Source organism: Variovorax dokdonensis (assembly GCF_030316895.1).
GTDB lineage: Bacteria > Pseudomonadota > Gammaproteobacteria > Burkholderiales > Burkholderiaceae_C > Variovorax > Variovorax dokdonensis.
Genome location: NZ_JASZYV010000001.1, coordinates 1,283,886 through 1,307,261, shown reverse-complemented (window position 1 = coordinate 1,307,261; position 23,376 = coordinate 1,283,886). Strand labels below are relative to the sequence as shown.

21 protein-coding genes and 1 pseudogene are annotated in these 23,376 nt (G+C 67.6%); 15 read left to right on the top strand and 7 right to left on the bottom strand.

Features of this window, described 5'->3' with window-relative positions:
- Positions 1–3 precede the first annotated feature (3 nt).
- The 13 genes and pseudogenes from QTH91_RS06070 to QTH91_RS06010 all read left to right on the top strand — a co-directional run bounded on the left by QTH91_RS06070 (position 4) and on the right by QTH91_RS06010 (position 14,057).
- Positions 4–1,305: a metal-dependent hydrolase family protein gene (locus QTH91_RS06070; protein ID WP_286659105.1), complete on the top strand. Its 1,302-nt coding sequence runs from the start codon at positions 4–6 to the stop codon at positions 1,303–1,305.
- Between the two features lie 17 nt (positions 1,306–1,322).
- Complete coding sequence (locus QTH91_RS06065; protein ID WP_286659104.1) at positions 1,323–2,630, top strand: metal-dependent hydrolase family protein; 1,308 nt, start codon at positions 1,323–1,325, stop codon at positions 2,628–2,630.
- Between the two features lie 4 nt (positions 2,631–2,634).
- Positions 2,635–3,582 (top strand): branched-chain amino acid ABC transporter permease, encoded by a 948-nt coding sequence (locus QTH91_RS06060; RefSeq protein ID WP_286659103.1) that lies wholly within the window; start codon positions 2,635–2,637, stop codon positions 3,580–3,582.
- The gene (locus QTH91_RS06055) at positions 3,579–4,715 is read left to right on the top strand and encodes a branched-chain amino acid ABC transporter permease (protein ID WP_286659102.1); all 1,137 of its coding nucleotides are present in this window, start codon (positions 3,579–3,581) and stop codon (positions 4,713–4,715) included. The genes QTH91_RS06060 and QTH91_RS06055 overlap by 4 nt, the downstream gene beginning before the upstream one ends.
- Positions 4,716–4,717: 2 nt before the next feature.
- Complete coding sequence (locus QTH91_RS06050) at positions 4,718–5,962, top strand: ABC transporter substrate-binding protein (RefSeq protein WP_286659632.1); 1,245 nt, start codon at positions 4,718–4,720, stop codon at positions 5,960–5,962.
- 88 nt (positions 5,963–6,050) lie between these two features.
- Complete coding sequence (locus QTH91_RS06045; protein WP_286659101.1) at positions 6,051–6,872, top strand: ABC transporter ATP-binding protein; 822 nt, start codon at positions 6,051–6,053, stop codon at positions 6,870–6,872.
- Positions 6,872–7,390 (top strand): annotated as a pseudogene (locus QTH91_RS06040) (ABC transporter ATP-binding protein); the annotation flags it as partial. The gene QTH91_RS06045 and the pseudogene QTH91_RS06040, both read left to right, overlap by 1 nt.
- A 486-nt stretch (positions 7,391–7,876) precedes the next feature.
- Positions 7,877–9,139, top strand: coding sequence for a Tm-1-like ATP-binding domain-containing protein (locus tag QTH91_RS06035; protein ID WP_286659631.1), 1,263 nt, complete (start codon positions 7,877–7,879; stop codon positions 9,137–9,139).
- Positions 9,140–9,142: 3 nt separating this feature from the next.
- Positions 9,143–10,000, top strand: a complete 858-nt coding sequence (locus tag QTH91_RS06030) for a phosphoenolpyruvate hydrolase family protein (protein WP_286659100.1) — start codon at positions 9,143–9,145, stop codon at positions 9,998–10,000.
- Entirely contained in the window at positions 9,997–11,700 is a 1,704-nt protein-coding gene (locus QTH91_RS06025) for a flotillin family protein (protein WP_286659099.1), read from the top strand. Before QTH91_RS06030 ends, QTH91_RS06025 begins: the two co-directional genes overlap by 4 nt.
- Positions 11,701–11,714: 14 nt before the next feature.
- Positions 11,715–12,158, top strand: coding sequence for an SRPBCC family protein (locus tag QTH91_RS06020; RefSeq protein ID WP_286659098.1), 444 nt, complete (start codon positions 11,715–11,717; stop codon positions 12,156–12,158).
- 30 nt (positions 12,159–12,188) lie between these two features.
- On the top strand, positions 12,189–13,655 hold the full coding sequence (locus tag QTH91_RS06015; RefSeq protein WP_286659097.1) for an SRPBCC family protein: 1,467 nt from the start codon (positions 12,189–12,191) through the stop codon (positions 13,653–13,655).
- A 27-nt stretch (positions 13,656–13,682) separates the two neighbouring features.
- A complete protein-coding gene (locus QTH91_RS06010) occupies positions 13,683–14,057 on the top strand; it encodes a VOC family protein (RefSeq protein ID WP_286659096.1) in 375 nt (124 codons plus the stop codon).
- Positions 14,058–14,076: 19 nt separating this feature from the next.
- Here QTH91_RS06010 and yedA read toward each other — a convergent pair whose 3' ends face one another.
- Positions 14,077–15,036, bottom strand: a complete 960-nt coding sequence (gene yedA, locus QTH91_RS06005) for a drug/metabolite exporter YedA (RefSeq protein ID WP_286659095.1) — start codon at positions 15,034–15,036, stop codon at positions 14,077–14,079.
- Positions 15,037–15,128: 92 nt separating this feature from the next.
- Between yedA and QTH91_RS06000 the strand changes: the two genes are divergently transcribed.
- Together QTH91_RS06000 and QTH91_RS05995 are read left to right on the top strand one after the other, a co-directional pair.
- Complete coding sequence (locus tag QTH91_RS06000; RefSeq protein WP_286659094.1) at positions 15,129–15,620, top strand: Lrp/AsnC family transcriptional regulator; 492 nt, start codon at positions 15,129–15,131, stop codon at positions 15,618–15,620.
- 81 nt (positions 15,621–15,701) lie between these two features.
- The gene (locus tag QTH91_RS05995; RefSeq protein WP_286659093.1) at positions 15,702–16,439 is read left to right on the top strand and encodes a hypothetical protein; all 738 of its coding nucleotides are present in this window, start codon (positions 15,702–15,704) and stop codon (positions 16,437–16,439) included.
- 41 nt (positions 16,440–16,480) lie between these two features.
- On the opposite strand, the gene QTH91_RS05990 is transcribed toward QTH91_RS05995, so the two are convergent.
- Genes QTH91_RS05990 through meaB form a run of 6 tightly spaced genes read right to left on the bottom strand, consistent with a single transcriptional unit; the run spans position 16,481 to position 23,375 of the window.
- Entirely contained in the window at positions 16,481–16,990 is a 510-nt protein-coding gene (locus tag QTH91_RS05990) for a VOC family protein (protein WP_286659092.1), read from the bottom strand.
- A 1-nt stretch (position 16,991) separates the two neighbouring features.
- Positions 16,992–18,038, bottom strand: a complete 1,047-nt coding sequence (bioB, locus tag QTH91_RS05985; protein ID WP_286659091.1) for a biotin synthase BioB — start codon at positions 18,036–18,038, stop codon at positions 16,992–16,994.
- A complete protein-coding gene (locus QTH91_RS05980) occupies positions 18,035–20,083 on the bottom strand; it encodes an acetyl-CoA carboxylase biotin carboxylase subunit (protein ID WP_286659090.1) in 2,049 nt (682 codons plus the stop codon). The genes bioB and QTH91_RS05980 overlap by 4 nt, the downstream gene beginning before the upstream one ends.
- Before the next feature lie 23 nt (positions 20,084–20,106).
- The gene (locus tag QTH91_RS05975) at positions 20,107–20,727 is read right to left on the bottom strand and encodes a glutathione S-transferase family protein (RefSeq protein ID WP_286659089.1); all 621 of its coding nucleotides are present in this window, start codon (positions 20,725–20,727) and stop codon (positions 20,107–20,109) included.
- Between the two features lie 20 nt (positions 20,728–20,747).
- Complete coding sequence (locus QTH91_RS05970; RefSeq protein ID WP_286659088.1) at positions 20,748–22,280, bottom strand: acyl-CoA carboxylase subunit beta; 1,533 nt, start codon at positions 22,278–22,280, stop codon at positions 20,748–20,750.
- A gap of 60 nt (positions 22,281–22,340) precedes the next feature.
- The gene (gene meaB, locus QTH91_RS05965) at positions 22,341–23,375 is read right to left on the bottom strand and encodes a methylmalonyl Co-A mutase-associated GTPase MeaB (RefSeq protein WP_286659087.1); all 1,035 of its coding nucleotides are present in this window, start codon (positions 23,373–23,375) and stop codon (positions 22,341–22,343) included.
- Between the last annotated feature and the right edge of the window lies 1 nt (position 23,376).

Here is a 23,376-nt window from a genome sequence, read left to right as displayed (position 1 = left end):
GAAATGGCCGACGTCCTGTTCACCAATGTGCGCATCTTCGACGGCTCGGGCGATCCGCCCTACGCGGGCGAGGTGCTGGTCCAGGGCAACCGCATCGCCCGCGTGCAGCGCAGCGGCTACGGCGCCGCCCGCGTGCCGGTGATCGGCGTGACGACCGTCGACGGCGGCGGAGCCTTCCTCATGCCCGGCATGATCGAGGCGCACACGCACTTCTCGTGGAACGACCAGCCGAGCCTGGACGCCATCCAACGCATGCCGCCGGAGGAACACATCCTGTGGTGCGCCCAGGTGGCCGAACGCTACCTGGACATGGGCTGGACCTCCTGCGTGGGCGCCGCCTGTGCCAAGCCGCGCCTGGATGTGGTGATCCGCAACGCCATCGAAGACGGCACGATCGTCGGCCCACGCTATCTCGCGGCCAGCCAGGAGATCACCGTGCCCGGTGGCCTGGGTGACACCACCCAGCCACACCTGCCGCAATCGGAGTTCGCCTTCGGCGCAGTCGTCAGCGGCTCGGAGGAAATGCGCCGCTGCGTGCGCATGTTCTGCAAGTACGGGGTCGACTCGCTCAAGATCAACCTCTCGGGCGAATCCATCACCGGCATGTCCAGCGAGATGAGCCAGTTCACCGAAGCCGAGATCGCCACCTGCGTGGAGGAAGCCAAGGCCTGGGGCAAGCGGGTGGCGGCGCATGCGCGCTCGTGCTGGTCGATCAAGCAATGCGTCAAGCATGGCATCCAGGTGATCTACCACGCGAGCTTCACTGACGAGGAAGCGCTGGACATGCTGGAGGCCCACAAGAAGCAGCACTTCATCGCGCCGGGCCTGGCATGGTTGATCAACACCTGCCACAACGCCAGCGCCTACGGCATCACGCCCGAAGCCGCGCGCAAGATGGGCTACTTCCGCGAGCTCGAGGCCGCCATCGAAAGCATGAAGGCGCTGCGGCGGCGCGATGTCCGCATCCTGCCCGGCGGCGACTACGGCTTCGCATGGACGCCGCATGGCACCAACGCAAAGGACCTGCAGTACTTTGTCGAGTACGTCGGCATGTCGACCATGGAGGCGCTGTTGTCCGCCACCGCCTGGGGCGCGCCGATGATGAAGAGACCGCACGAACTCGGGCAGGTGCGCGACGGCTACCTCGCCGATCTGCTGCTGGTGGACGGCGATCCGCTGGCCGACATCACCGTGCTGCAGGACAAGGCACGCATCCTGGCCGTCATGAAAGACGGCGAGTTCCATCGCGCGCCGCCCGTCCGTGGCGGAATGCGCTCGCCAACGACGACCCGCTGGGCCGCCTGAGCAAGGAGAAAAGCGCCATGCAACAGGTCCTGTTCACCAACGTCCGCATCCTCGACGGCACCGGCAGCGCCCCCGTCGGCGGCAGTGTGCTGGTCGAGGGCAACCGCATTCGTCATGTGGGCCGCTCGGCCGGATCGATGTCGGGTTCGTCCAGCTCCAATGGCACGTTGGTCATCGACGGCGCGGGCGCCACGCTCATGCCCGGCATGTGCGAGGCGCACACGCACTTCTCGTGGAACGATGCCGCCACGCTGGCGGGCATCCAGCGCATGCCTTTGGAAGAGCACGTGCTGTGGTGCGCCAAGGTGGCACGGCGCTACCTGCAGGCCGGCTTCACGTCGTGCGTGGGCGCGGCCTGCGCCAAGCCGCGGCTGGACGTGGTGATCCGCAATGCCATCGACGCCGGGCAGATCCCCGGCCCGCGCTACCTGGCGGCCAGCCAGGAGATCACCGTGCCCGGCGGCCTGGGCGACGAGACGCTGCCGCACCTGCCCTTCCCCGAGTTCAGCTTCGGCGTGAACGTCAACGGCGCCGATGACATGCGCCGCGTGGTGCGCATGTTCCTCAAGTACGGCGTCGACTCGATCAAGCTCAACCTCTCGGGCGACAACTTCACGCCGCAGTCGCCGGCCGGCACCACCTGGATGACCGATGCCGAAGTGGCCACCGCCATGGAGGAAGTGCGCCTGCGCGGCAAGCGCGGCACCGCCCATGCGCGCTCGGCCGATTCGGTCAAGCAGGCGCTGCGCCACGGCATCGAAGTGATCTACCACGCCAGCTACACCGACGAGGAGACGCTGGACATGCTGGAGGCCGCGCGCGACAAGGTGTTCGTCGCGCCCGGCATCGCGATCCTCTACGCGATGCTGCACGAGGCGCATCCCTACGGCATCACCCACGAGATGGCGGTGGGCATGGGCTACCAGCATGAATGGGACGCTGCGCTCGAATCGCTCAAGGCCATGCACAAGCGCGGCGTGCGCATCCTGCCCGGCGGCGACTACGGCTTTGCGATGACCCCGCATTGCCAGAACGCGCGCGATCTGGAGTTCTTCGTGCGCTACCTGGGCTTCACGCCCTCCGAGGCCATCCGAAGCGCCACGCTTCTGGGCGGCCAGATCATGAAGCGCGGCGACGAACTCGGCCTGATCCGCGAAGGCTATCTGGCCGACCTGCTGCTGATCGACGGCGACCCGCTGGCCAACCTGGCGATCCTGCGCGAGCCGGACCGCATCCTGGCCGTGATGAAGGATGGCGTGTTCGCCAAGACACCGCCCATTGCCGAGCAGCGGCGCTGGGAGCGGGCTGCGGAACGGGTCGCCTGACGCGATGAGCCGCGTTCAACGCATCGCCCTTTGGCTGCTGATCGGCGGCCCGATCCTGGCGTTCTCGCTGTGGGCGCTGTTTGACAACGCGCGCTTGTTCGTCGTGACCATGCTCAACGGGCTGACGCTGGCGTCGCTGTACTTCATCGTCGCCAGCGGCTTCACCCTGGTGTTCGGTTTGATGCGCAACGTCAATCTCGCGCACGGATCGCTGTACCTCTTGGGCGGCTACGTGGCGTTCATCGTCTCCGAGCGAACTGGCTGGTGGCTGCTGGCGCTGGCGGCGGGCTTTGCGGCGGCGGCGCTGGCCGGCCTGTTGATCCAGATCTTCATCCTGCGCCGCATGCAGGGCCAGGACCTGCGCCAGACGCTGGTGACCATCGGCCTGTCCATCGTCATCGCCGACGTGCTCCTGTGGATCTTCACCGGGCAGGTCCACCAGATGGAGGCGCCCGAATGGCTGCAAGGCCCCATCCGCGGCCTGCCGCTCATCAATGCCTATGGCGCCTTCCGCCTGAGCCTGCTGGGGTTCGGGATCGTCATCGGCATCGGGCTGTGGTGGCTGCTCAACCGCACACGCGTCGGCGCCATGATCCGCGCCGGCGTGGATGACCGCGGCATGCTGGCGGCGGCCGGCGTCAACGTGAACCTGGTGTTCGCCATCACCTTCGCGCTGGGCGCGGGCCTCGCGGGCCTGGGGGGCGTGATCGGCGCGGTCGAACTGTCGATGGTGCCGGGCGAGGACACGCGGCTGCTGCTGGCCTCGCTCATCGTCGTGATCGTCGGCGGCATGGGCAGCGTGGTCGGCGCGGCGCTGGGCGCCGTCATCCTGGGGCTGGCGGAGACCTACGGGCTGGCCTATGCGCCCACCTACAGCGTGGTCTTCACCTTCGTCATCCTGATCCTGGTGCTGGCGTTCCGGCCGCGCGGCATCATGGGGAAAGCAGCATGAGCGCATCGCAATGGCGCCGCGCCATGAACACGCGGCAATCCGCATTGCCCGGCGTGCGCCCTCGTGGGCCGGGCATGCCGACCGGCACGCCCGGCAAGGCCGCCGCGCAGGCCACCGGCGCGCGGGCCTCGGCATGGCCCACGGTGCGCATCCGGCACGGCGTGGTGCTGGTCGTGGCGCTGCTGTTTCCCTTCGTGGCCACGCCCTTCTTCACCTTTCAGGTGGCGGCCCAGTCGCTCGTGCTGGGCCTGATCGCCCTGTCGCTCACCTTCCTGGGTGGCTACGGCGGCATGGTGTCGCTGGCACAGATGACGGTGGCCGGCATCGCCGGCTATGCGGTGGCCGTGCTGGGCACCAGCAGCAGCGCGGAGATCAGCCTGGGCTGGCCCTGGTGGCTGGCGGTGCCGTTCGCGGTGCTGATCGCGATCGTGGCCGCCACGCTGATCGGCTGGCTGTCGGTGCGCACCGAAGGCATCTACACGATCATGATCACGCTGGCGATCGGCGTGGCCTTCTACTACCTGGTGCTGCAGAACTACAGCGTGTTCAACGGCTTCCAGGGGCTGCGCGAGCTCAAGCCTCCCACCGTGTTCGGCGTGAACTGGCGCGACCCGGTTCCCTTCTATTTCCTGTCTCTCGTCTGCGCGCTGGGCGGCTACGGCCTCGTCAAGTGGGTGGTGCGAGCGCCTTTCGGAATCGCGATGCAGGGCATTCGCGACAACCCGCGCCGCATGGCCGCACTGGGCTATCACGTGGTGGCACATCGGGTGGCCGCCTATGCGCTGGCCGGGCTGCTCGCGGCCGTCGGCGGCGTGCTGCTGGCCTGGTACAACGGCCTGATGTCGCCCGGCTCGGTGGGCACCAGCTGGCTGATCAACATCCTCGTCATTGCCGTGCTGGGTGGCATGCGCCATCCCATCGGGGCGTTCATCGGCGCGATCCTGTTCGTGCTGCTGCAGACCTTTGCCATCGACCTGGTGGACCGCGAGCGCTTCAACCTGGTCATCGGCGGCGTATTCCTATTCATCGTCTTGTGTTCCCCCGATGGCCTGCTGGGCCTGTGGACGTGGGCTCGCTCACGCCTGCGGCCCAGGAAAGCCCTGCCTTCACCAACCACAAGGAGACAAGCGTGAACATGAAGAGGACGTTGAAGCATTCCCTGGTGGCCATTGCCGCCGCCACTGCCGTCGGCGGCGCCTGGGCGCAGGCCGGGCAGCCGGTCAAGATCGGACTGCTGGCCACCCTGGAGGGGCCGTTCGCCGCCGGCGGCGCGGACGGCATGCGCGGCGCGGAGCTTGCCGTCAAGCAGCGCGGCGGCGAAGTTGCCGGCCGCAAGATCGAGATCATCAAGGCCAGCTCCGACGCCAAGCCGGATGTGGCCGTCAACGCCACCCGCAAGCTGGTGGAACAGGACAAGGTCGACATCATGGTCGGCCCGCTGTCCGGGGGCGAAGGCATCGCCGTCAAGGACTACTCCAAGACGCAGCCGAACGTGACCTTCATCAACGGCGCCTCGGGCGCGCAGGCCACGACGCTGAGCAACCCCAGCCCCAACTTCTTCCGCTTCAACACCGAGGGTGCGCAATGGATGGTGGGCCTGGGCCAGGCGGCTTTGGACAAGGGCTACAAGCGCGTGATGGTCATTGCCGAGGACTACGCCTTCCCCTATTCGCAGGTGCAGGGCTTCATGGCCGAGTACTGTGCCAAGGGCGGCAAGGTGCCTGTGAAAGCCTGGGTGCCGCTGGGCGGCAAGGACTACAGCTCGGTCATCGCACGCATCCCGAAAGACGTCGATGCGCTGCTGGTGGTGCTGGGCGGCGCCGACGCGGTGAACTTCCTCACGCAGTATGAGAACGCCGGCGGTGACAAGCCGATGCTGGGCGGCTCCATCACCGTCAGCCAGGACGTTCTCAACTATCGCGGCAAGCGTCGGGACTCGCTGGTCGGCACGCTGTCGGCCGGCCCGGTGGCCGACAGCTACGACGGCGCCGAATGGAAGGCCTTCGTGGCCGACTACCAGAAGAACTACCCGGTCTCTGCCGGCGGCTTTCCCAGCCCCAGCCTGTTCGCCTACGTGTACTACGTGAACATGAAGGCGGCGCTGGACGGGCTCGATGCCGTCAAGGGCGACCTGTCGGGCGGGCAGGCCAAGTACCGCGAGGCGTTGCAGAAGATGGTGCTCAAGACGCCCACCGGCGACGTGAAGCTGGACGCCAACCGTCAAGCCATCGGCAGCACTTTCGTGACCGAGGTGGTCAAGGACAGCAAGGGCGAGTTGACCACCAAGGTGGCCAAGAAGGTCGACAACATCGACCAGATGCTGGGGATGAAGAAGGAAGACTTCCAGATGGGGACGCGCGACGTTCCTGCGTGCCCATGATCCACCCCCAGGCCGCACGTGCTTCGCAGGTCCCGCCCATCCCATCGAGTGCCGGCATGCGGTGGGTGAGCCAACGGAGCGCGTCCTGATGGCGACCGTCACGCCGCTGCGCGGCGCGGGCGCGCGCGCTGGCGCCCGCCCGTCGGGTGGTGCCAGCGCGCTCGCGACGGGCGATGCGCTCACCCTCGAAGGGGTGACGCGCGCGTTCGGCGCCCTGCGCGCGGTGGACGACGTGAGCTTCTCGGTGGCGGCGGGCGAGCACTATGCCGTGCTCGGCTCGAACGGAGCGGGCAAGACCACCCTGTTCAACGCCATCACCGGCGACTTTCCGCCCACCTCGGGGCGCATCCGGTTCTTCGGCGAAGACATCACCGACCTGCCGCCGCACGAGCGCATCCGCAAGGGGCTGCGGCGCACCTACCAGTCGTCGCTGCTGTTTCGCGAACTGACCGTGCGCGACAACCTCTTCCTGGCCGTGCGCGGCGTGGCCAACGGCCGGTTCAGCATGCGGCGGCCGGGGCCGATGCATGCCTCCACCCTGGCCACCGACGAACTGCTGGAACGCGCCCGCCTCTCGCACATCGCCGACGAACCGGTGGCCAACCTGGCGCACGGCCAGCAGCGGCAACTGGAGATCGGCATGGCCCTGGCCGGGGCGCCCAGGCTCATCCTGTTCGACGAACCGGCGGCGGGCCTGTCACCGGCCGAGCGGCGCGAACTGGTGGCGCTGCTGCGCGCCCTGCCCACCCACATGAGCTTCGTCATCATCGAGCACGACCTGGACATCGCGCTGCGCGTGTCCAGCCGCGTCACCGTCATGCACAACGGCCGCGTGCTGCGTACCGGCACGCCCGGCGAGATCGAGAACGACGCCCAGGTGCAGGCGATCTACATGGGAGGACACCACTGATGGCGCGCGACGCTCGCAACGCCGACCGTCGGCCGGAGCCCGACCAGCCGGGTCAACCCCTGCTGCAGGTCGACGGGCTGGACGTGTATTACGGCCGCGCCCACGCATTGCAGGCCGTGGGGCTGTCGCTCGAACGCGGCGTGCTGGGCATCGTCGGGCGCAACGGCATGGGCAAGACCACCTTGTGCAACGCCATCTGCGGCCTGCTGCCCGCCCAGTGCCGGACCAGCGGCAGCGTGCGCCTGTACGGTGAAGAGATGCTGGGCCTGCCGCCCGAGCGCATCACGCGCCACGGCATCGCCTACGTGCCACAGGGTCGGCGCGTGTGGCCTTCGCTCACGGTGGACGAAACGCTGCGGCTGGTTGCCGCCAAGCGGCGCGACGTCGACCGCATCTACACCATGTTCCCGCGCCTGGCCGAACGCAAGGGCAACGGCGGCGCGCAGCTTTCCGGCGGCGAGCAGCAGATGCTGGCGATCGGCCGCGCATTGCTGCTGCAGCCGCGCCTGCTGGTCATGGACGAGCCGACCGAAGGGCTGGCGCCAGTCATCGTCGAGCAGGTGGCGCAGTCGCTGCGGCAACTGGCGGCCGAGGGCCGCATCGGCGTGCTGCTGATCGAACAGAACCTGGGCGTGGCCATCGAGGTGGCGGACCGCATCGGCGTCATGGTCAACGGCCGCATCGCCCAATTGCTGCCGGCTGCCGAACTCGGCGCCGACCGCGCCCTGCAGGAGCGCCTGCTCGGCGTGCGCGCCTTGGGCGAGGACGAACCCGAGCCCGAGCCGACCACCTCGCAAGCAGAAGCACCGTCGACGGTGCTGCGCGTGGCGCGCCGGCATGGTGACAGCGGCCCATCGCTCGATGCGCTGCCGCGCACGGTGGTGGGCCTGAACCGTTGGAATGCCGGCGACACCGGCGCAGCCGTGACGGACATCGCGCGAGCGCCGATGCGTCCGGCGCAGCCCCCCGCACCGGTCGCGGCGCCAGCGCCCGCGCCCGCCCAAGTGCTCGAATTTCCCGTTGCCACCAGCAGCGACCGCGCGGCCTACGTGGCCGGCACCTTCGACACCAAGGGCCGCGAGCTGGCCTACCTCCGCCAGTGCCTGGAAAAGCTGGGCGTTCGCGTGGTGACGGTCGATCTGTCCACCAGCGGCAAGCCCTCGCCCGCGAGCGTGCATCCGCGCGAGGTGGCGCGCCACCATCCCGGCGGCGAAGCGGCGGTCTTCAGCGGCGACCGCGGCAGCGCGGTCACTGCGATGGCGATGGCCTTCGAGCGCTACGTACTCACGCGACGCGACCTGGGCGGGTTGATCTCGGCCGGCGGCTCCGGTGGCACCGCGCTGGCCACGCCCGCCATGCGGGCGCTGCCCATCGGATGCCCCAAGGTGATGGTCAGCACCATGGCCAGCGGCGACGTGCGCGCCTACGTGGGCCCCAGCGACATCTGCATGATGTATTCGGTGACCGACGTGCAGGGCATCAACCGCATCAGCGAGAAGGTGCTGGCCAATGCGGCGCATGCGCTGGCCGGCATGGTCACGCACCCGGTGTCGGGCCAGGAGACGCGCAAGAGCGCCCTGGGCCTGACCATGTTCGGCGTGACCACGCCGTGCGTGCAGGCCGTGACGAAGCAACTGGCCGACGACTACGACTGCCTGGTGTTCCATGCCACGGGCGTCGGTGGCCAGTCGATGGAAAAGCTGGCCGACTCCGGCCTGCTGGCCGGAGCGATCGATGTCTCCACCACCGAGGTGGCCGACGAGATCGTGGGCGGTGTGCTTTCCGCCGGCCCCGATCGGCTCGACGTCTTCGCGCGCCGCCCCCTGCCCTACGTCGGTTCGTGCGGCGCGCTGGACATGGCGAACTTCGGCGCCTGGGACGACGTGCCCGAGCGCTTTCGCGGCCGGCGCCTGTACCGCCACAACCCCAGCGTGACGCTGATGCGCACCACCGCCGAGGAATGCACCGCCATCGGCGCCTTCATCGCGCGCAAGCTCAATGCCATGGCAGGGCCGGTGCGGTTCCTCATTCCCGAAGGCGGGGTGTCGGCCATCGATCGCCCCGGACAACCCTTCCACGACCCGGACGCCGACCGCGCGCTGTTCGCGGCCATCGAATCGGGATTCCGCGCCGGCGGCAACCGCCGGCTGGTGCGGCTTCCCCTGCACATCAACGACGAAGCCTTTGCCGAGGCACTGGTGGCGGCCTGGCGCGAGATCGCGCCGTCGCCCGCCCACCGCGCCGGCGCCGAGGCCGCAAGGAGGTAACGCATGCCTGCATTTCCAAGACAAGAACTGCTGGCGCGCTTTCGCGCCAAGGTGGCATCGGGCCGGCCCCTGATCGGTGGTGGCGCCGGCACCGGCCTGTCGGCCAAATGCGAGGAAGCCGGTGGCATCGACCTGATCGTCATCTACAACTCCGGCCGCTACCGCATGGCCGGGCGCGGCTCGCTCGCGGGCCTGCTGGCCTACGGCAATGCCAACGAGATCGTGTGCGAGATGGCGCGCGAAGTGCTGCCCGTGGTGCGCAAGACGCCGGTGCTGGCCGGCGTGAACGGCACCGACCCCTTCATCGAGCCCGAGCGCTTTCTGCGCCGCCTGATCGACCTCGGCTTCTCCGGCGTCCAGAACTTCCCGACGGTCGGACTGATCGACGGCACCTTCCGCGCCAACCTGGAAGAGACTGGCATGAGCTATGGCCTGGAGGTGCAGATGATCGCTGCCGCCCATAAGCTCGACCTGCTCACCACGCCCTACGTCTTCAGCGAAGCCGACGCCCGGCAGATGGCCCGCGCCGGCGCCGACATCATCGTGTGCCACCTGGGGCTGACCACCGGCGGATCGATCGGTGCCGAGACGGCGCTCAAGCTGGCGGATTGCGTCGCGCCGATCCGTGCCTGGGCCGACGCCGCTCGCAGCATCAACCCGCAGGTGCTGGTGCTGTGCCACGGCGGTCCCATCGCCACGCCCGAAGACGCGCAATGGATTCTGGGCCAGTGCCCGGAATGCCACGGCTTTTACGGCGCCAGCTCCATGGAGCGCCTGCCCACCGAAATGGCGTTGACGGAAACCACGCGGCGCTTCACGCAGATCCAACCCATCCACGCTTCCCAAGGAGAGCCCTCATGACAGGCGCCCAATTCGGCAGCTTCATTCTTGGCCTGGTCGTCGTCGCCATCATCGTGGCGATCGCCGTCTGGCTGCTGCATTGGCTGTATCTGCGCAGCAGCAAGGAACGCGCATTCGTGCGCACCGGCCTAGGCGGGCAGAAGGTGGTGCTCGACGGCGGCGCCTTCGTGCTGCCCATCGTGCATGACGTGATCCCGGTGAACATGAACACGTTGCGGCTCGAAGTGGCACGCGGGCGCGAGAAGGCGCTCATCACCAAGGACCGCATGCGCGTGGACGTGATCGCCGAGTTCTACGTGCGCGTGGCCGCCGCACCCGATGCCGTGGCCGCCGCCGCGCAGACCCTGGGCCAGCGCACGCTGGAGCCGGAACAGCTCAAGGAACTGCTTGAAGGCAAGTTCGTCGATGCGCTGCGTACCGGCGCGGCCGAAATGACGATGGAAGAGCTGCACGAGCAACGCGCCAGCTACGTCAACCGGGTGCGCCAGGCGGTGGCGGGCGACCTGACCAAGAACGGGCTGGAGCTGGAAGCCGCATCGCTCACCCAGCTCGACCAGACCGGCATGGAGTACTTCAACCCCAGCAATGCCTTCGACGCCGAAGGTCTGACGCGCCTGACCGAGCAGATCGAGCGGCGCAAGAAGCAGCGCAACGACGTCGAGCAGGACACGCTGGTGGCCATCCGCAACAAGAATCTGGAGGCCGAGAAGCAGTCGCTCGAGATCGACCGCGACAGCGAGTACGCGCGCCTGTCGCAACAGCGGGAAGTGGAAATCGCCCGCGCCCGCCAGCGTGCCGAACTGACCAGCGAACGCGCCCAGCGCGAGCAGGATGCCGAGAGCGTGCAGATCTCCGCCAAGCTGGCCATCGAAGCGGCGCGCATCCGCTCCGAGCAATCGCTGGAGCAGGAGCGCATCACCAAGGAACGCACCTTGCAGTCGGCAGAGATCGAACGGCGCCAGGCGCTGGAGCTGGCCGAGCAGCAGCGCGCGATTGCCGTGGCGCGCGAGAGCAAGGCACAGAGCGAGGCGCAGGCCGCCGCGGAACAGGCGCGGGCCGCCGTCGTGGCCGCCGAAGAAAAGGTCTTCACCGCCCGCGAAGTCGAAGTGGCCGAGCGCCGCAAGTCCATCGACCTGATCGGTGCGGCTCAGGCCGCCGAACGCGAGTCGCTGCGCCTGACGGCCGCGGCGCAGGCCGAGCGGCAGGCGAGCGAAGACCGCGGCATGGCAGTCCGTGCGCAGGCCGAGGCCGATGCCGACGCCGAACGCATCAAGGCCATGGCCAACCGCGTGCGCGCCGAGATCGAGGCCGAGGCGGTGCGGATGATGAACGAGGCGCAGAACGTGCTGTCCAACGATGCCCGTGCTTCCGCGCTGCGCCTCAAGCTGGTCGAAAAAGCCGAGGCGATCATCCGCGAGTCGGTGCGACCTCTGGAGCGCATCGAAGGCATCAAGATCCTCCAGGTCGATGGTCTTGGCGGCGGCGGTGGTGGCGCGCATGGCGACATGGGCAACGCGGGCTTTGCCGACAACGTGGTGAACTCGGCGCTGCGCTTTCGTGCGCAAGCCCCGATCGTCGACCAGTTGCTGCGCGAGATCGGGCTGGAAGGCGGCGACATTCAGCGCCTGGTGGGTGCCTCCTCCGGCGCGACCAGCGCATTGCCACCCGGGCAGGCCAAGGCCGGCGGCAGCAAGGAATAGAGGGAGCACCCGGCATGGTACGTGTGTACGTTTCCAGCGTGATCGATGCGGGCGCGGATTCCGTGTGGGCCCGGGTCCGCGACTTCAACGGCCTGCCGCAATGGCATCCGGGCATTGCCGACAGCCGCATCGAGAACAGCGAACCGGCCGACAAGATCGGCTGTGTGCGGCATTTCCACACCCGCGACGGCGGCACCATCCGCGAGCGGCTGCTGGCCCTGTCGGACTATGAGTACAGCTGCACCTACGCCATCCTCGACAGCCCCATGGGCGTCGAGAACTACGTGGCCACGCTCAAGCTCACGCCGGTGACGGACGGGGGGCGCACCTTCGCCGAGTGGAGCGCCGAGTTCGATTGCGACGACGAGCGTGCGGCCGCGCTGTCGGAGCAGATTGGCGGCGGCGTGTTCCAGGGCGGCTTCGACGCGCTCAAGCGCCACTTCGGCGGGCGTCGCTGAGGCGGCGCCGAACGAGAAGGCTCCCGGCTCATGCTGCAAAGGGTTGTGCGTTCCACCGTCATCGACGCGCCGATCGAGCGCGTGTGGGCGGTGCTGCGCGATTTCAACAGCCATGACCAATGGCACGACGTGGTGGACCAAAGCCGCATCGAAGGCGGCGAATCGTCCGCGCAAGTGGGGTGCGTGCGCAACTTCACCCTCAAGGACGGCAACCACATCCGCGAGCAGCTCCTCGCGCTGTCCGACAGCGAGTACAAGTCCACCTACTGCATCGTCGAGGCCACGGTCCCGCTGCAACGATACGTCGCGACCGTCACCCTCAAGCCGGTGACCGACGGCAACCGCACCTTCTGGCACTGGGAATCGACCTTCGACACGCCCCCCGGCCGCGAGCGCGAACTGCGCGACATGGTGGCGCAGGGTGTGTACGAAGCCGGCTTTGCCAACCTGCGCCGTCATCTTCTGGGCGGGGCGCGGCACGCCCAGCCGCGCGAAGCCGCGGCCCCAACCGGCGAAGCGCTCACGGCGCGGCAGATCCGCTTGTCGTCGTACGGCGGCGCCGATCGCCTCACGCCGGCCGATGGCGAAGCGCCGCCGCCAGGCCCGGGACAGGTGCGCATCCGGCAACGCGTGGTGGGTGTGAACTTCATTGACGTCTACATGCGCCGAGGCTGGCTGCCCGGCCTGTTCCCCTTGCCCGGAACACTCGGCATGGAGGCGGCGGGCACGGTGCTCGACGTCGGCGAGGGCGTGAGCGGCCTGCTGAGCGGCGACCGCGTGGCGTATCTCTGGGGCCAGCCGGGCGCCTATTGCAACCTGCGCACGGTGCCCGCGGAACAAGTGCTGCGTCTGCCGCCCGAGGTCGAAGACGAGCAGGCCGCCGCGCTGTTGCTCAAGGGCCTGACGGCCGACTACCTGCTGCACGACCTCGGCCGTGTTCGTCCTGGCATGCGCGTTCTGGTGCATGCTGCCGCCGGCGGTGTCGGACTGCTGGTGAGCAGTTGGGCCCGCGCCCTGGGCGCGCAGGTGATGGGCACGGTGTCCAGCGAAGCCAAGGCGCGCATCGCGCGCGAGTTCGGCTGCGAGCAAGTCATCGTTTCGCCGGACTACCGCTTTGCGCAAGCCGCGCGCCAGCATTTCGGCGACGGCGCCGACCTGATCATCGACGGCCTGGGCGAAGCCGCGCGCGAGGAAAACCTCGCCGCCCTGGCCCGGTGCGGCCATTGGGTGAACCTGGGCCAGGCCAGCGGTCCGCTGGCGCCGATCGACCCCGATGCGCTGCTGGCCAAGTCGGCCACCTTCTCGCGGCCGGTGGTCTTCGACTACGTGGCCACGCGCGCTCAGCTCTCGGAGCGCGCCCAGCGACTGTGGCGCGCCCTGGCCGAAGGCCGCATCCGCGTGCCGCCCATCGAACGCTTTGCGCTCGACGCCGCCGCCCGGGCGCACGAGCGACTCGAATCACGCGGCAGCGCGGGGCCCCTGGTCCTGCTTGCCTGAGCTCCACATGCCCCAAGGACGCCAACCATGATCGTCGGACCGAACCACTTCACCGTCATCACCGAGAACCTCGAATCCACGCTCGACTACTACGTGGAACTGATCGGACTGCAGCCCGGCCCGCGGCCGGACCTCGGCTTTGACGGCGCCTGGCTCTACGCCGAGGGGCGCGCCATCCTGCACGTGTATGCGGACCGGCCCATTCCGCCGGGCGTGGCCGGCGTGATCGACCACATGGCCTTTACCGCGCGTGGCTTGAAGGAAACCAAGGCACGCTTCGACGCACGCGGCTGGAAGTACGACCTGCGCCAGCAGAAGGGATCGGGCACCTGGCAGCTGTTCAGCCACGACCCGAGCGGCGCCAAGGTGGAGCTCGACTTCGAGGCGAGCGAGACGCTCTGACGCCTCGACTCGCCTCGGCTCAGCGCTGCGCGTCGGGCGGAGTCGGCGGGCGCGCGTGATTGGCCAGGAGCAGCATCACGCCCGCCAGCACCACGCCAACCGCCAGCCATTCGAAGCGAGTCACCGTCTCGCCGCCCAGCCACATGCCCAGCAGCATCGCAATCACTGGATTGACGAACGAATAGCTTGCGGCCAGGCCGGCAGGCGCACGCGCCAGCAGCACCATGTAGGCATTGAAGGCCACGAGCGAGCCGAACACCACCAGGTAGATCCAGGCCCCGACGGCCTCGATGGCGAATGGCCACTGCAGGCGCTCGCCGCTGGCGGCGGCGAGCAGCATCAGCACCACGCCGCCGCAAAGCATCTCGCTGGCAAAGCCCATGGCGCCGGAGGCCAGCGGCAGGCTGCGCTGGCTGAGCACGCTGCCCAGGGACCACGCCGCACAGGCGATGCAGATGGCCAGCAGCCCCGCCGGCGAAGCCTGGAAGCCGCTGCCCTGCGTGAGCAGCAGCACCCCGATCAAGCCGACGACGATGCCCGCCGTTTCGAGGCGCGAAGGCCGGATGCCCCACAGGCGATTGAGCAGCGCGATCATCATCGGCAGCACGGCGATGAAGGCGACCACCAAACCGGAGCCCACCGTCAGTTCCGCATGGGCCACGCCGCCCATGCCGCCGCCCAGCATCAGCGCGCCGATCACCCAGGCGTGCAGCCACTGGCGGCGGTTCGGCCAAGGCGCGCCGCGCCAGCGCATCCAGGCGGCGAGCAACGCGCCGGCCACCAGGAAGCGCGAACCCATCTGCAAGAACGGCGGAAAGCTCGTCAGTGCCACCTTGATGGCCAGATAGGTCGAACCCCACACCAGCCAGGTGGCGGCGAGGCAAAGCCACAGAAGGGGCGACAGGCCCAGGCGGCCCGATGACCGAGGCGATTGCGGCGCCCGGGCCTTGGAAGCGACGAGAGTAGTTGGCGAAGACATGCCCTCATGGTATGAAGGCACCGTGCGCCGAGCCATGCGCAAATGCAGGCTCGGCAAGCGCCTGACCTTCAATTCAAAGGAGATTCACCGCCGTGGCCTTAGCCCTTGAACTCGACAGCTACGACACCCGCATCCTGTCGGAACTGCAGGCCGATGCGCGGCTCACCATGGCCGAACTGGGCCGGCGCGTGCACCTGAGCCAGCCCGCGGTGACCGAGCGCGTCCGCAAGCTGGATTCGGCCGGCGTCATCACCGGCTACCGCGCCACGGTGGACCTGGGGCAGTTGGGCTATGCGATCCGCGCGATCGTTCGCGTGGGCCGCGCCGAATACGCCCGCGTCGTCAAGCTGGTGCGCGAAACGCCGGAATGCATCAATGCCTACAACGTGACGGGCGACGACAGCTGGATCCTGGAGATCGCCGTGATCGACGTGGCGCACCTGGATGCCGTGGTCACCAAATTCTGCATCCTCACCGAGACGGCGACCTGCATCATCCTGAATCCGGCACGCGAGCATCAGCCCATGCTGCCGGCGCAGCGCAAGGATGTGAAGCCGCCGATCCGCAAGGTGCTCAATGCCTGAGGGCCTTCCGCCTGGGGCTGGCGAAGATGGCCGGCGGCGCGTACCCTGGGGCGCGGCAGGCACAGTGCCTCGCCGCCGAGCATGAACATCGACCTTGCCGCCCTGATCGCCGCGCTGATCCTGTCCGCCGTCTTCGCGCTCGGCGGTCAGCGCCTGCTCGAACAGTTCTGGCATCACAGAAAGTGGATCTCCGCGGCCGCCGGCGTTTCGGTGTCGTATGTGTTCGTCGACGTGCTGCCCGAACTGGCCGCCCAGAACGAGGCCATCGCGTCCTCCATCTCGAACGCGCTCTATGCCGACCAGCGCATCTACTTCCTGGCCCTGCTCTCCTTTGTCTTCTTCTACGGCCTGGAGCATCTGGTGCTCTCGCAGCGCGGCAACGCCCGCGCCGAAGGCAAGCCATCGCATGACGAAGCTGACGGCGTCTACTGGCTGCACCTGGGTGGCTTTGCCGCCTACTGCGCCCTGATCGGCTACCTGCTCGTCGAACGGGCCGAGCGCGGCGACGTGGCGCTGGCGGTGTATGTGGCGGCCATGGCGGTTCACTTCATCGTGGTGAACCACTCGCTCAGCGAGGAGCATGGCGCGGCCTACCTTCGGCATGGGCGCTGGCTGCTCTGCGCCAGCGTGCTGGTGGGACTGGGCCTGGGCATGCTCGTCACGCTGTCGGAAGTTGCGTTCGCACGCATGTTCGCCGTGCTGGCCGGCGGGGTGGTCATCACCAGCCTGCGCGCCGAACTGCCCGACGACCGCGAAGGCCGCTTCTGGCCGTTCTGCATCGGCGCAGTGCTCTTCGCGGTGGTCCTGATCCTGGCCTGAGCCCACGCAGCGCCCGCTGGTGGCGCGGCGCGATGGCAGAGTCAGTTCAGGGCGACAGGGCTGCTGCCCGCCAGCGCTGCGAATGCCTTGACCACTTCCGGCGGCGCCTGCACCAGTTCGACCAGCACGCCCTCGCCGGCGATCGGAAACTCGTCGCTGGCCTTGGGGTGCAGGAAGCAGATGTCGAAGCCAGCCGCACCCTTGCGGATGCCGCCGGGCGCAAAACGCACGCCATGCGCCGTCAGCCACTCGACGGCCACGGGAAGATCGTCGATCCACAGGCCGATGTGATTGAGCGGCGTGGTGTGCACGGCAGGCTTCTTTTCGGGATCGAGCGGCTGCATCAGATCGACCTCGACCTTGAACGGGCCCTCGCCGATGGCGCAGATGTCCTCGTCGACGTTCTCGCGCTCGCTGCGGAAATTGCCGGTCACTGCCAGGCCGAGCATGTCGACCCAGAGCTTGCGAAGGCGCAGCTTGTCGGGGCCGCCGATGGCGATCTGCTGCACGCCCAAGACCTTGAAGGGACGTGGAGTTTCGGTTGCGTTCATCTCAGCAGCATCCTTGATGTGATGGCGTGGCCTCTGAAGTGACCGTGGCCGTCGACGGCAGGCCGAGCTTGGCGAGCAGCTGCGCATCGGCTTCTACGTCGGGGTTGCCGGTCACGAGGAGCTTGTCGCCGTAGAAGATCGAGTTGGCCCCGGCCATGAAGCACAGCGCCTGCACGGCCTCACCCAGTTGCTGGCGACCTGCCGACAGGCGCACGCGCGCCTTGGGCATGGTGATGCGGGCCACGGCAATCACGCGCACGAAGTCGAGCGGGTCGATGGGGTCACTGTCGGCGAGCGGTGTGCCCGGCACGCGCACCAGGCTGTTGATGGGCACCGACTCGGGGTACGGATCGAGGTTGGCCAATTGCGCGATGAGCCCGGCGCGATGCGCGGGCGTCTCGCCCATGCCCACGATGCCGCCGCAACACACGCTGATCCCGGCAGCGCGCACGTGAGCCAGCGTGTCGAGCCGGTCCTGGTAAGTGCGCGTATCGACCACGTCGGTGTAGTACTCGGGCGCGGTGTCCAGGTTGTGGTTGTAGTAGTCCAGGCCTGCGTCCTTGAGCGCCTGGGCCTGGTGCGATTCCAGCATGCCCAGGGTGGCGCAAGTCTGCAGGCCGAGGCCCTTGACGGCTTCGACGAGCTCAGCCACTTTCTCGATGTCGCGATCCTTGGGCGCACGCCAGGCCGCACCCATGCAAAAACGCGATGCGCCCGCATCCTTGGCCGCCTGGGCGGCGCGCACGACTTCGTCGACCTCCATGAGCTTCTGCGCCTTCACGCCGGTGTCGAACTCGGCCGACTGCGGGCAGTAGCCGCAGTTCTCGGGGCATCCGCCGGTTTTCACCGACAGCAGCGTTGCCAGTTCGATGTCGCCTGCGGGCCAATGCTCGCGATGCACCACCTGCGCCTGGAACAACAGATCCATCAGCGGCTTGTCGAGCAGCATCTGAAGCGCTTCCACGGACCACCGCTGCGCGACAGGCGTGGCCACCGGCGCGGGGCGGTGCAGCTTGACAGGGGCCACGTGCGCAACTGCCTCGCTCATTCGAACTCCACGATCACCTGGTCGACCGCGAGGGACTCGCCCTTGCTCGCAACCACCTTGGCCACCACGCCGTCCTGAGCCGCGAAGAGCACGTTCTCCATCTTCATGGCTTCGATGACGGCGAGCTTCTCGCCCGCCATCACCTTCTGGCCGGGCTGAACCGCCACGTCCACCAGCAGGCCCGGCATCGGCGACATGAGGAACTTGGACAGATCCGGCGGCGCCTTGAAGGGCATGAGCTTGAGCAGCCTGGCTCCGAGCGGCGACAACACCGTCGCCTCGATCTGCGCGCCGTCGTGCGAGATGCGCAGCGCCAGCGGGTTCTTGCCAGCGCCACGTTCCACTTGCGCGACGAACGGCTGCCCATCCACGTGGCCCTGCACGCTCACGGCGCCGATCGGCGCGCGCGTGCTCATCTGGTAGGTCTTGCCATCGACCGTGACGGCACTGGAGCCGCTGCCCACCTCGTAGTCGGTGACCGAGACGTCGTGGTGGTGCTGGGTGCCGTCGGCATCCTGCGTGACGACGACGAACTGCTCGCCGATCTTCACGCCATGGCCTTCGAGCTGGCCGCTGATGCGAGAAGCGCGGGCACGGTAGCGCCGGTTCATGAAGGCCGCCAGCGCAATCAGGAAGCCGGGCTCGCGGTGCGGCACATCCTCGGCGTGGAAGCCGCCGGCATAGTGCTCCGCGATAAAGCCGGTGTTGAAGTCGCCTGCGACAAATTTGGGATGCGACAGCAGCGCGGCCTGGAACGGAATGTTGCTCGACACGCCGCGAATCACGAAGCCATTGAGCGCCTCGCGCATGCGGGCGATGGCATGCGCACGGTCGCGGCCGTGCACGATCAGCTTGGCGATCATCGAGTCGTAGTACATCGGGATCTCGCCGCCGTCGAAAACGCCCGTGTCCACGCGCACGCCATAGAGATGCTCGGTGTCGCCGGCGAACATGCTTTCCTTCGGCGGCTGGAAGCGGACCAGCCGTCCGGTGGAAGGCAGGAAGTTGCGGAACGGATCTTCCGCATTGATGCGGCACTCGATCGCCCAGCCGTTGCGCTTGACGTCCGCCTGCGCAAGCGGCAGCTTCTCGCCAGCCGCCACGCGGATCATCAACTCGACCAGATCCAGGCCGGTGATGCACTCGGTGACCGGGTGTTCCACCTGCAGGCGGGTGTTCATCTCCAGGAAGTAGAAGCCCTGGTCCTTGCCGACCACGAACTCCACCGTACCCGCACTTTGGTACTTGACGGCCTTCGCGAGCGCGACGGCCTGCTCACCCATGGCCTTGCGTGTTTCCTCGCTGATGAAGGGCGACGGCGCTTCCTCGATCACCTTCTGGTGCCGGCGCTGGATGGAGCACTCGCGCTCGTTCAGGTAGATGACGTTGCCGTGCGAATCGCCCAGCACCTGGATCTCGATGTGACGCGGCTCTTCGACGAATTTCTCGATGAAGACCCGGTCATCGCCGAAGCTGTTGCGCGCCTCGTTCTGGCAGGACGAGAAGCCCTCGAACGCTTCCTTGTCGTTGAAGGCCACGCGCAGGCCCTTGCCGCCGCCACCGGCGCTGGCCTTGATCATCACCGGATAGCCGATGTCCTTGGCGATCTGCACCGCCTGCTCGGGCGACTCGATGGCGTCGTTCCAGCCCGGAATGGTGTTGACCTTGGCTTCGCCGGCGAGCTTCTTGGAGGCGATCTTGTCGCCCATGGCGGCAATCGAATAGTGCTTGGGGCCGATGAAGGCAATGCCCTCTTCTTCCACCTTGCGTGCGAAGGCTTCGTTCTCGGACAGGAAGCCGTAGCCCGGGTGCACCGCCTCGGCGCCCGTCTTCTTGCAGGCCTCGATGATGCGGTCCATCTGCAGGTAGCTCTCGCGCGACGGCGCGGCGCCGATGTGCACGGCCTCGTCGGCCAACTCGACGTGGCGCGATTCCTTGTCGGCATCGGAATACACGGCCACCGTCTTGATGCCCATCTTGCGAGCCGTCTGGATGACTCGGCAGGCGATTTCGCCGCGGTTGGCGATCAGGATTTTCTTGAACATTGGTTTTCTCCGTACCGGGCCGCTCACTGGAGCCCGAGTTCCTGGCGCATCGCCTGGTTGCGCGCTTCGGCGCGTTGAAGGGCCGGCCGCGCTTCGAGCCGTTCGACGTAGGCCGAGAACGTCGGGGTCGCGTCGATCTGCTTGAAGCCGATCAGAAAGCGCAGCAGCCCGCCCAGCACCACATCGGCCATCGAGAACTCGTCGCCCAGGACGAACTGCCTGCCTGCGATCGCGCTGTCTGCGGCAGCCAGCATGGAGGCGTGATTGCCCCAGCCTGCAGAGATCTCCTTGACCTCCCAGCCGGAGTTCTTGGCCATGACGGCAGGCTCGACAACGCTCGGCGCGAAGAACGCCCAGCGCAGGTAGGTCCCGCGCTCGGGCGCATCGAGCGCCGGGGCCAGCCTCCCGGCCGCATAGCGGTCGGCCAGATACAGCGCGATTGCAGCCCCCTCCGTAATGACGACACCGCCATCGACCAGGGTGGGCAACTTGCCCATGGGATTGAGGGCCACAAGCTCCGGCCCCTTCTGCTCGCCTTTCATGATGTCGACGACCTTCAGCTTGTAGGGCACGCCGACCTCTTCGAGCGCCCAGAGCGTTCCCGCCGCGCGGGAATACGGGTGGTAGTAAAGATCAAGGGACATGACGTCGCTCCTTTGCGTGCTCAAAGCGGAATGTTTCCGTGCTTGCGCCAGGGGTTGTCGAGCTTCTTGTCGCGCAGCATGACCAGCGAGCGGCAGATGCGCTTGCGCGTCTCGTGCGGCAGGATCACGTCGTCGATGTAGCCGCGCGCGCCGGCGACGAAGGGGTTGGCAAAGCGCGCCTTGTATTCGGCCTCGCGCGCGGCCAGCTTGGCTGGGTCGTCCTTGTCCTGGCGGAAGATGATCTCCACCGCGCCCTTGGCGCCCATCACCGCGATCTCGGCCCGCGGCCATGCCAGGTTGACGTCGCCGCGCAAGTGCTTGGAGGCCATCACGTCGTAGGCGCCGCCATAGGCCTTGCGGGTGATGACGGTGATCTTGGGCACCGTGGCTTCGGCATACGCGTAGAGCAGCTTGGCGCCGTGCTTGATGATGCCGCCGTACTCCTGGCTCGTGCCGGGCATGAAGCCGGGCACGTCGACGAACGTGACGACCGGAATGTTGAACGCGTCGCAGAAGCGCACGAAGCGCGCGGCCTTGATGGAGCTCTTGATGTCCAGGCATCCGGCCAACACCAGCGGCTGGTTGGCCACGATGCCGACCGTCTGGCCGTCCATGCGGCCGAAACCGATCACGATGTTCTTCGCGTAGTCGGGCTGCAACTCGAAGAACTCGCCATCGTCCACCACCTTGACGATGAGTTCCTTCATGTCGTAGGGCTTGTTCGGGTTCTCCGGCACCAGCGTGTCGAGCGACATCTCCGGGCGATCGGCCGGATCGCCGCTGGGGCGCACTGGCGGCTTCTCGCGGTTGTTGAGCGGCAGGTAGTTGTACAGGCGCCGCAGCATCATGATGGCTTCGACGTCGTTCTCGAAGGCCATGTCGGCCACGCCGCTCTTGCTGGTGTGGGTGGAGGCACCACCCAGCTCCTCGGCCGTCACTTCCTCGTGCGTGACTGTCTTCACGACCTCGGGGCCGGTGACGAACATGTAGGAGCTGTCCTTGACCATGAAGATGAAGTCGGTCATGGCCGGCGAATACACGGCGCCGCCCGCGCAAGGGCCCATGATCATGCTGATCTGCGGCACGACGCCGGAGGCCATCACGTTGCGCTGGAACACCTCGGCATAGCCACCCAGCGACGCCACGCCTTCCTGGATGCGTGCGCCGCCGGAGTCGTTCAGGCCGATCACGGGTGCGCCGACCTTCATGGCCTGGTCCATCACCTTGCAGATCTTCTCGGCATGCGCCTCGGAGAGCGCGCCGCCGAACACGGTGAAGTCCTGCGAGAACACGAACACCAGGCGGCCGTTGATCATGCCGTAGCCGGTCACCACGCCGTCGCCGGGGATCTTGTTGTCCTCCATGCCGAAATCGGTGCAGCGATGCTCGACGAACATGTCCCACTCTTCGAAGGTGTTGTCGTCCAGCAGCAGCTCGATGCGCTCGCGGGCGGTGAGCTTGCCTTTGCCGTGCTGCGCGTCGATGCGCTTCTGGCCGCCCCCCTGGCGGGCCTGTTCGCGCCGCCGCTCGAGTTCGTCGATCAAGTCTTGCATGGTTGTCTTTCTGCGATGAGAGATGGAGATGAAATGTTGGAGGGCTTGCTGGATAGCCGCTCAGCCCGTGCGCGCCGCCGACAGCAGGCTGCGCGCCGCTGTCGATGCGGGAAGTTTTCCGTGGCTCACCTGCTCGACCATCTGCGGGAGCAGCTCTCGCACCTGCGGGTGATGGCGAAACGCCTGCTTGAGGCCCGCGTCGATGCGTTCCCACATCCATGCCAGCGCCTGCTTCTGGCGACGCAAGGCCAGCCGGCCGTTGGCCGTCTGGAGTTCTCGAAAGCGCGACACGGCCTGCCAGAACGCATCGATGCCGACACCGCCCAGCGCGCTGATCTGCAGCACCTGCGGCACCCACTGCGCCAGCACCTGGCCATGGGCATCGCGCGCCATCGATGCATGGTCCGGATGTCCCTGATGGCCGAACAGGCGCAGGGCCGACGTGATCTGCGCCTGGGCGCGCGTGGCGGCATCTTTGTCGAGGTCGGCCTTGTTGATGACGACCAGGTCGGCCAGCTCCATCACGCCCTTCTTGATGGCCTGCAGGTCGTCGCCGGCATTGGGCAGTTGCAGCAGGACGAACATGTCGGTCATGCCCGAGACGGCGGTTTCGGACTGGCCGACGCCCACGGTCTCGACGATGACGATGTCGTAGCCGGCAGCCTCGCACACGAGCATGGCTTCGCGCGTCTTCTCGGCCACGCCGCCCAGCGTGCCGCTCGATGGGCTGGGGCGGATGTAGGCCCGCTCATGCACCGACAGCCGCTCCATGCGTGTCTTGTCGCCCAGGATGGAGCCACCCGAGACGCTGGACGACGGATCGATCGTCAACACCGCCACGCGATGCCCACGCTCGATCAGGAACAGGCCGAGCGTTTCGATGAAGGTCGACTTGCCCACGCCGGGCACGCCGGAGATGCCCAGCCGGAACGACTGGCCGGTGCGCGGCAGCAAGGCCGTGAGCAGTTCGTCGGCCTGCGCACGATGGTCCTCGCGCGTCGATTCGAGCAGCGTGATCGCCTTGGCAATGGCGCGGCGCTGCGGCAGCCCTTCGGTGCCGACGATCGACTCGAAGGTGACGGGAGCTTTCGCCACC

Coding starts and splice junctions, on each gene's coding strand:
- QTH91_RS06070 (WP_286659105.1), top strand. CDS start 4: ATGGCCGACGTCCTGTTCACCAATGTGCGCATCTTCGACGGCTCGGGC.
- QTH91_RS06065 (WP_286659104.1), top strand. CDS start 1,323: ATGCAACAGGTCCTGTTCACCAACGTCCGCATCCTCGACGGCACCGGC.
- QTH91_RS06060 (WP_286659103.1), top strand. CDS start 2,635: ATGAGCCGCGTTCAACGCATCGCCCTTTGGCTGCTGATCGGCGGCCCG.
- QTH91_RS06055 (WP_286659102.1), top strand. CDS start 3,579: ATGAGCGCATCGCAATGGCGCCGCGCCATGAACACGCGGCAATCCGCA.
- QTH91_RS06050 (WP_286659632.1), top strand. CDS start 4,718: ATGAAGAGGACGTTGAAGCATTCCCTGGTGGCCATTGCCGCCGCCACT.
- QTH91_RS06045 (WP_286659101.1), top strand. CDS start 6,051: ATGGCGACCGTCACGCCGCTGCGCGGCGCGGGCGCGCGCGCTGGCGCC.
- QTH91_RS06030 (WP_286659100.1), top strand. CDS start 9,143: ATGCCTGCATTTCCAAGACAAGAACTGCTGGCGCGCTTTCGCGCCAAG.
- QTH91_RS06025 (WP_286659099.1), top strand. CDS start 9,997: ATGACAGGCGCCCAATTCGGCAGCTTCATTCTTGGCCTGGTCGTCGTC.
- QTH91_RS06020 (WP_286659098.1), top strand. CDS start 11,715: ATGGTACGTGTGTACGTTTCCAGCGTGATCGATGCGGGCGCGGATTCC.
- QTH91_RS06015 (WP_286659097.1), top strand. CDS start 12,189: ATGCTGCAAAGGGTTGTGCGTTCCACCGTCATCGACGCGCCGATCGAG.
- QTH91_RS06010 (WP_286659096.1), top strand. CDS start 13,683: ATGATCGTCGGACCGAACCACTTCACCGTCATCACCGAGAACCTCGAA.
- yedA (WP_286659095.1), bottom strand. CDS start 15,036: ATGTCTTCGCCAACTACTCTCGTCGCTTCCAAGGCCCGGGCGCCGCAA.
- QTH91_RS05995 (WP_286659093.1), top strand. CDS start 15,702: ATGAACATCGACCTTGCCGCCCTGATCGCCGCGCTGATCCTGTCCGCC.
- QTH91_RS05990 (WP_286659092.1), bottom strand. CDS start 16,990: ATGAACGCAACCGAAACTCCACGTCCCTTCAAGGTCTTGGGCGTGCAG.
- bioB (WP_286659091.1), bottom strand. CDS start 18,038: ATGAGCGAGGCAGTTGCGCACGTGGCCCCTGTCAAGCTGCACCGCCCC.
- QTH91_RS05980 (WP_286659090.1), bottom strand. CDS start 20,083: ATGTTCAAGAAAATCCTGATCGCCAACCGCGGCGAAATCGCCTGCCGA.
- QTH91_RS05975 (WP_286659089.1), bottom strand. CDS start 20,727: ATGTCCCTTGATCTTTACTACCACCCGTATTCCCGCGCGGCGGGAACG.
- QTH91_RS05970 (WP_286659088.1), bottom strand. CDS start 22,280: ATGCAAGACTTGATCGACGAACTCGAGCGGCGGCGCGAACAGGCCCGC.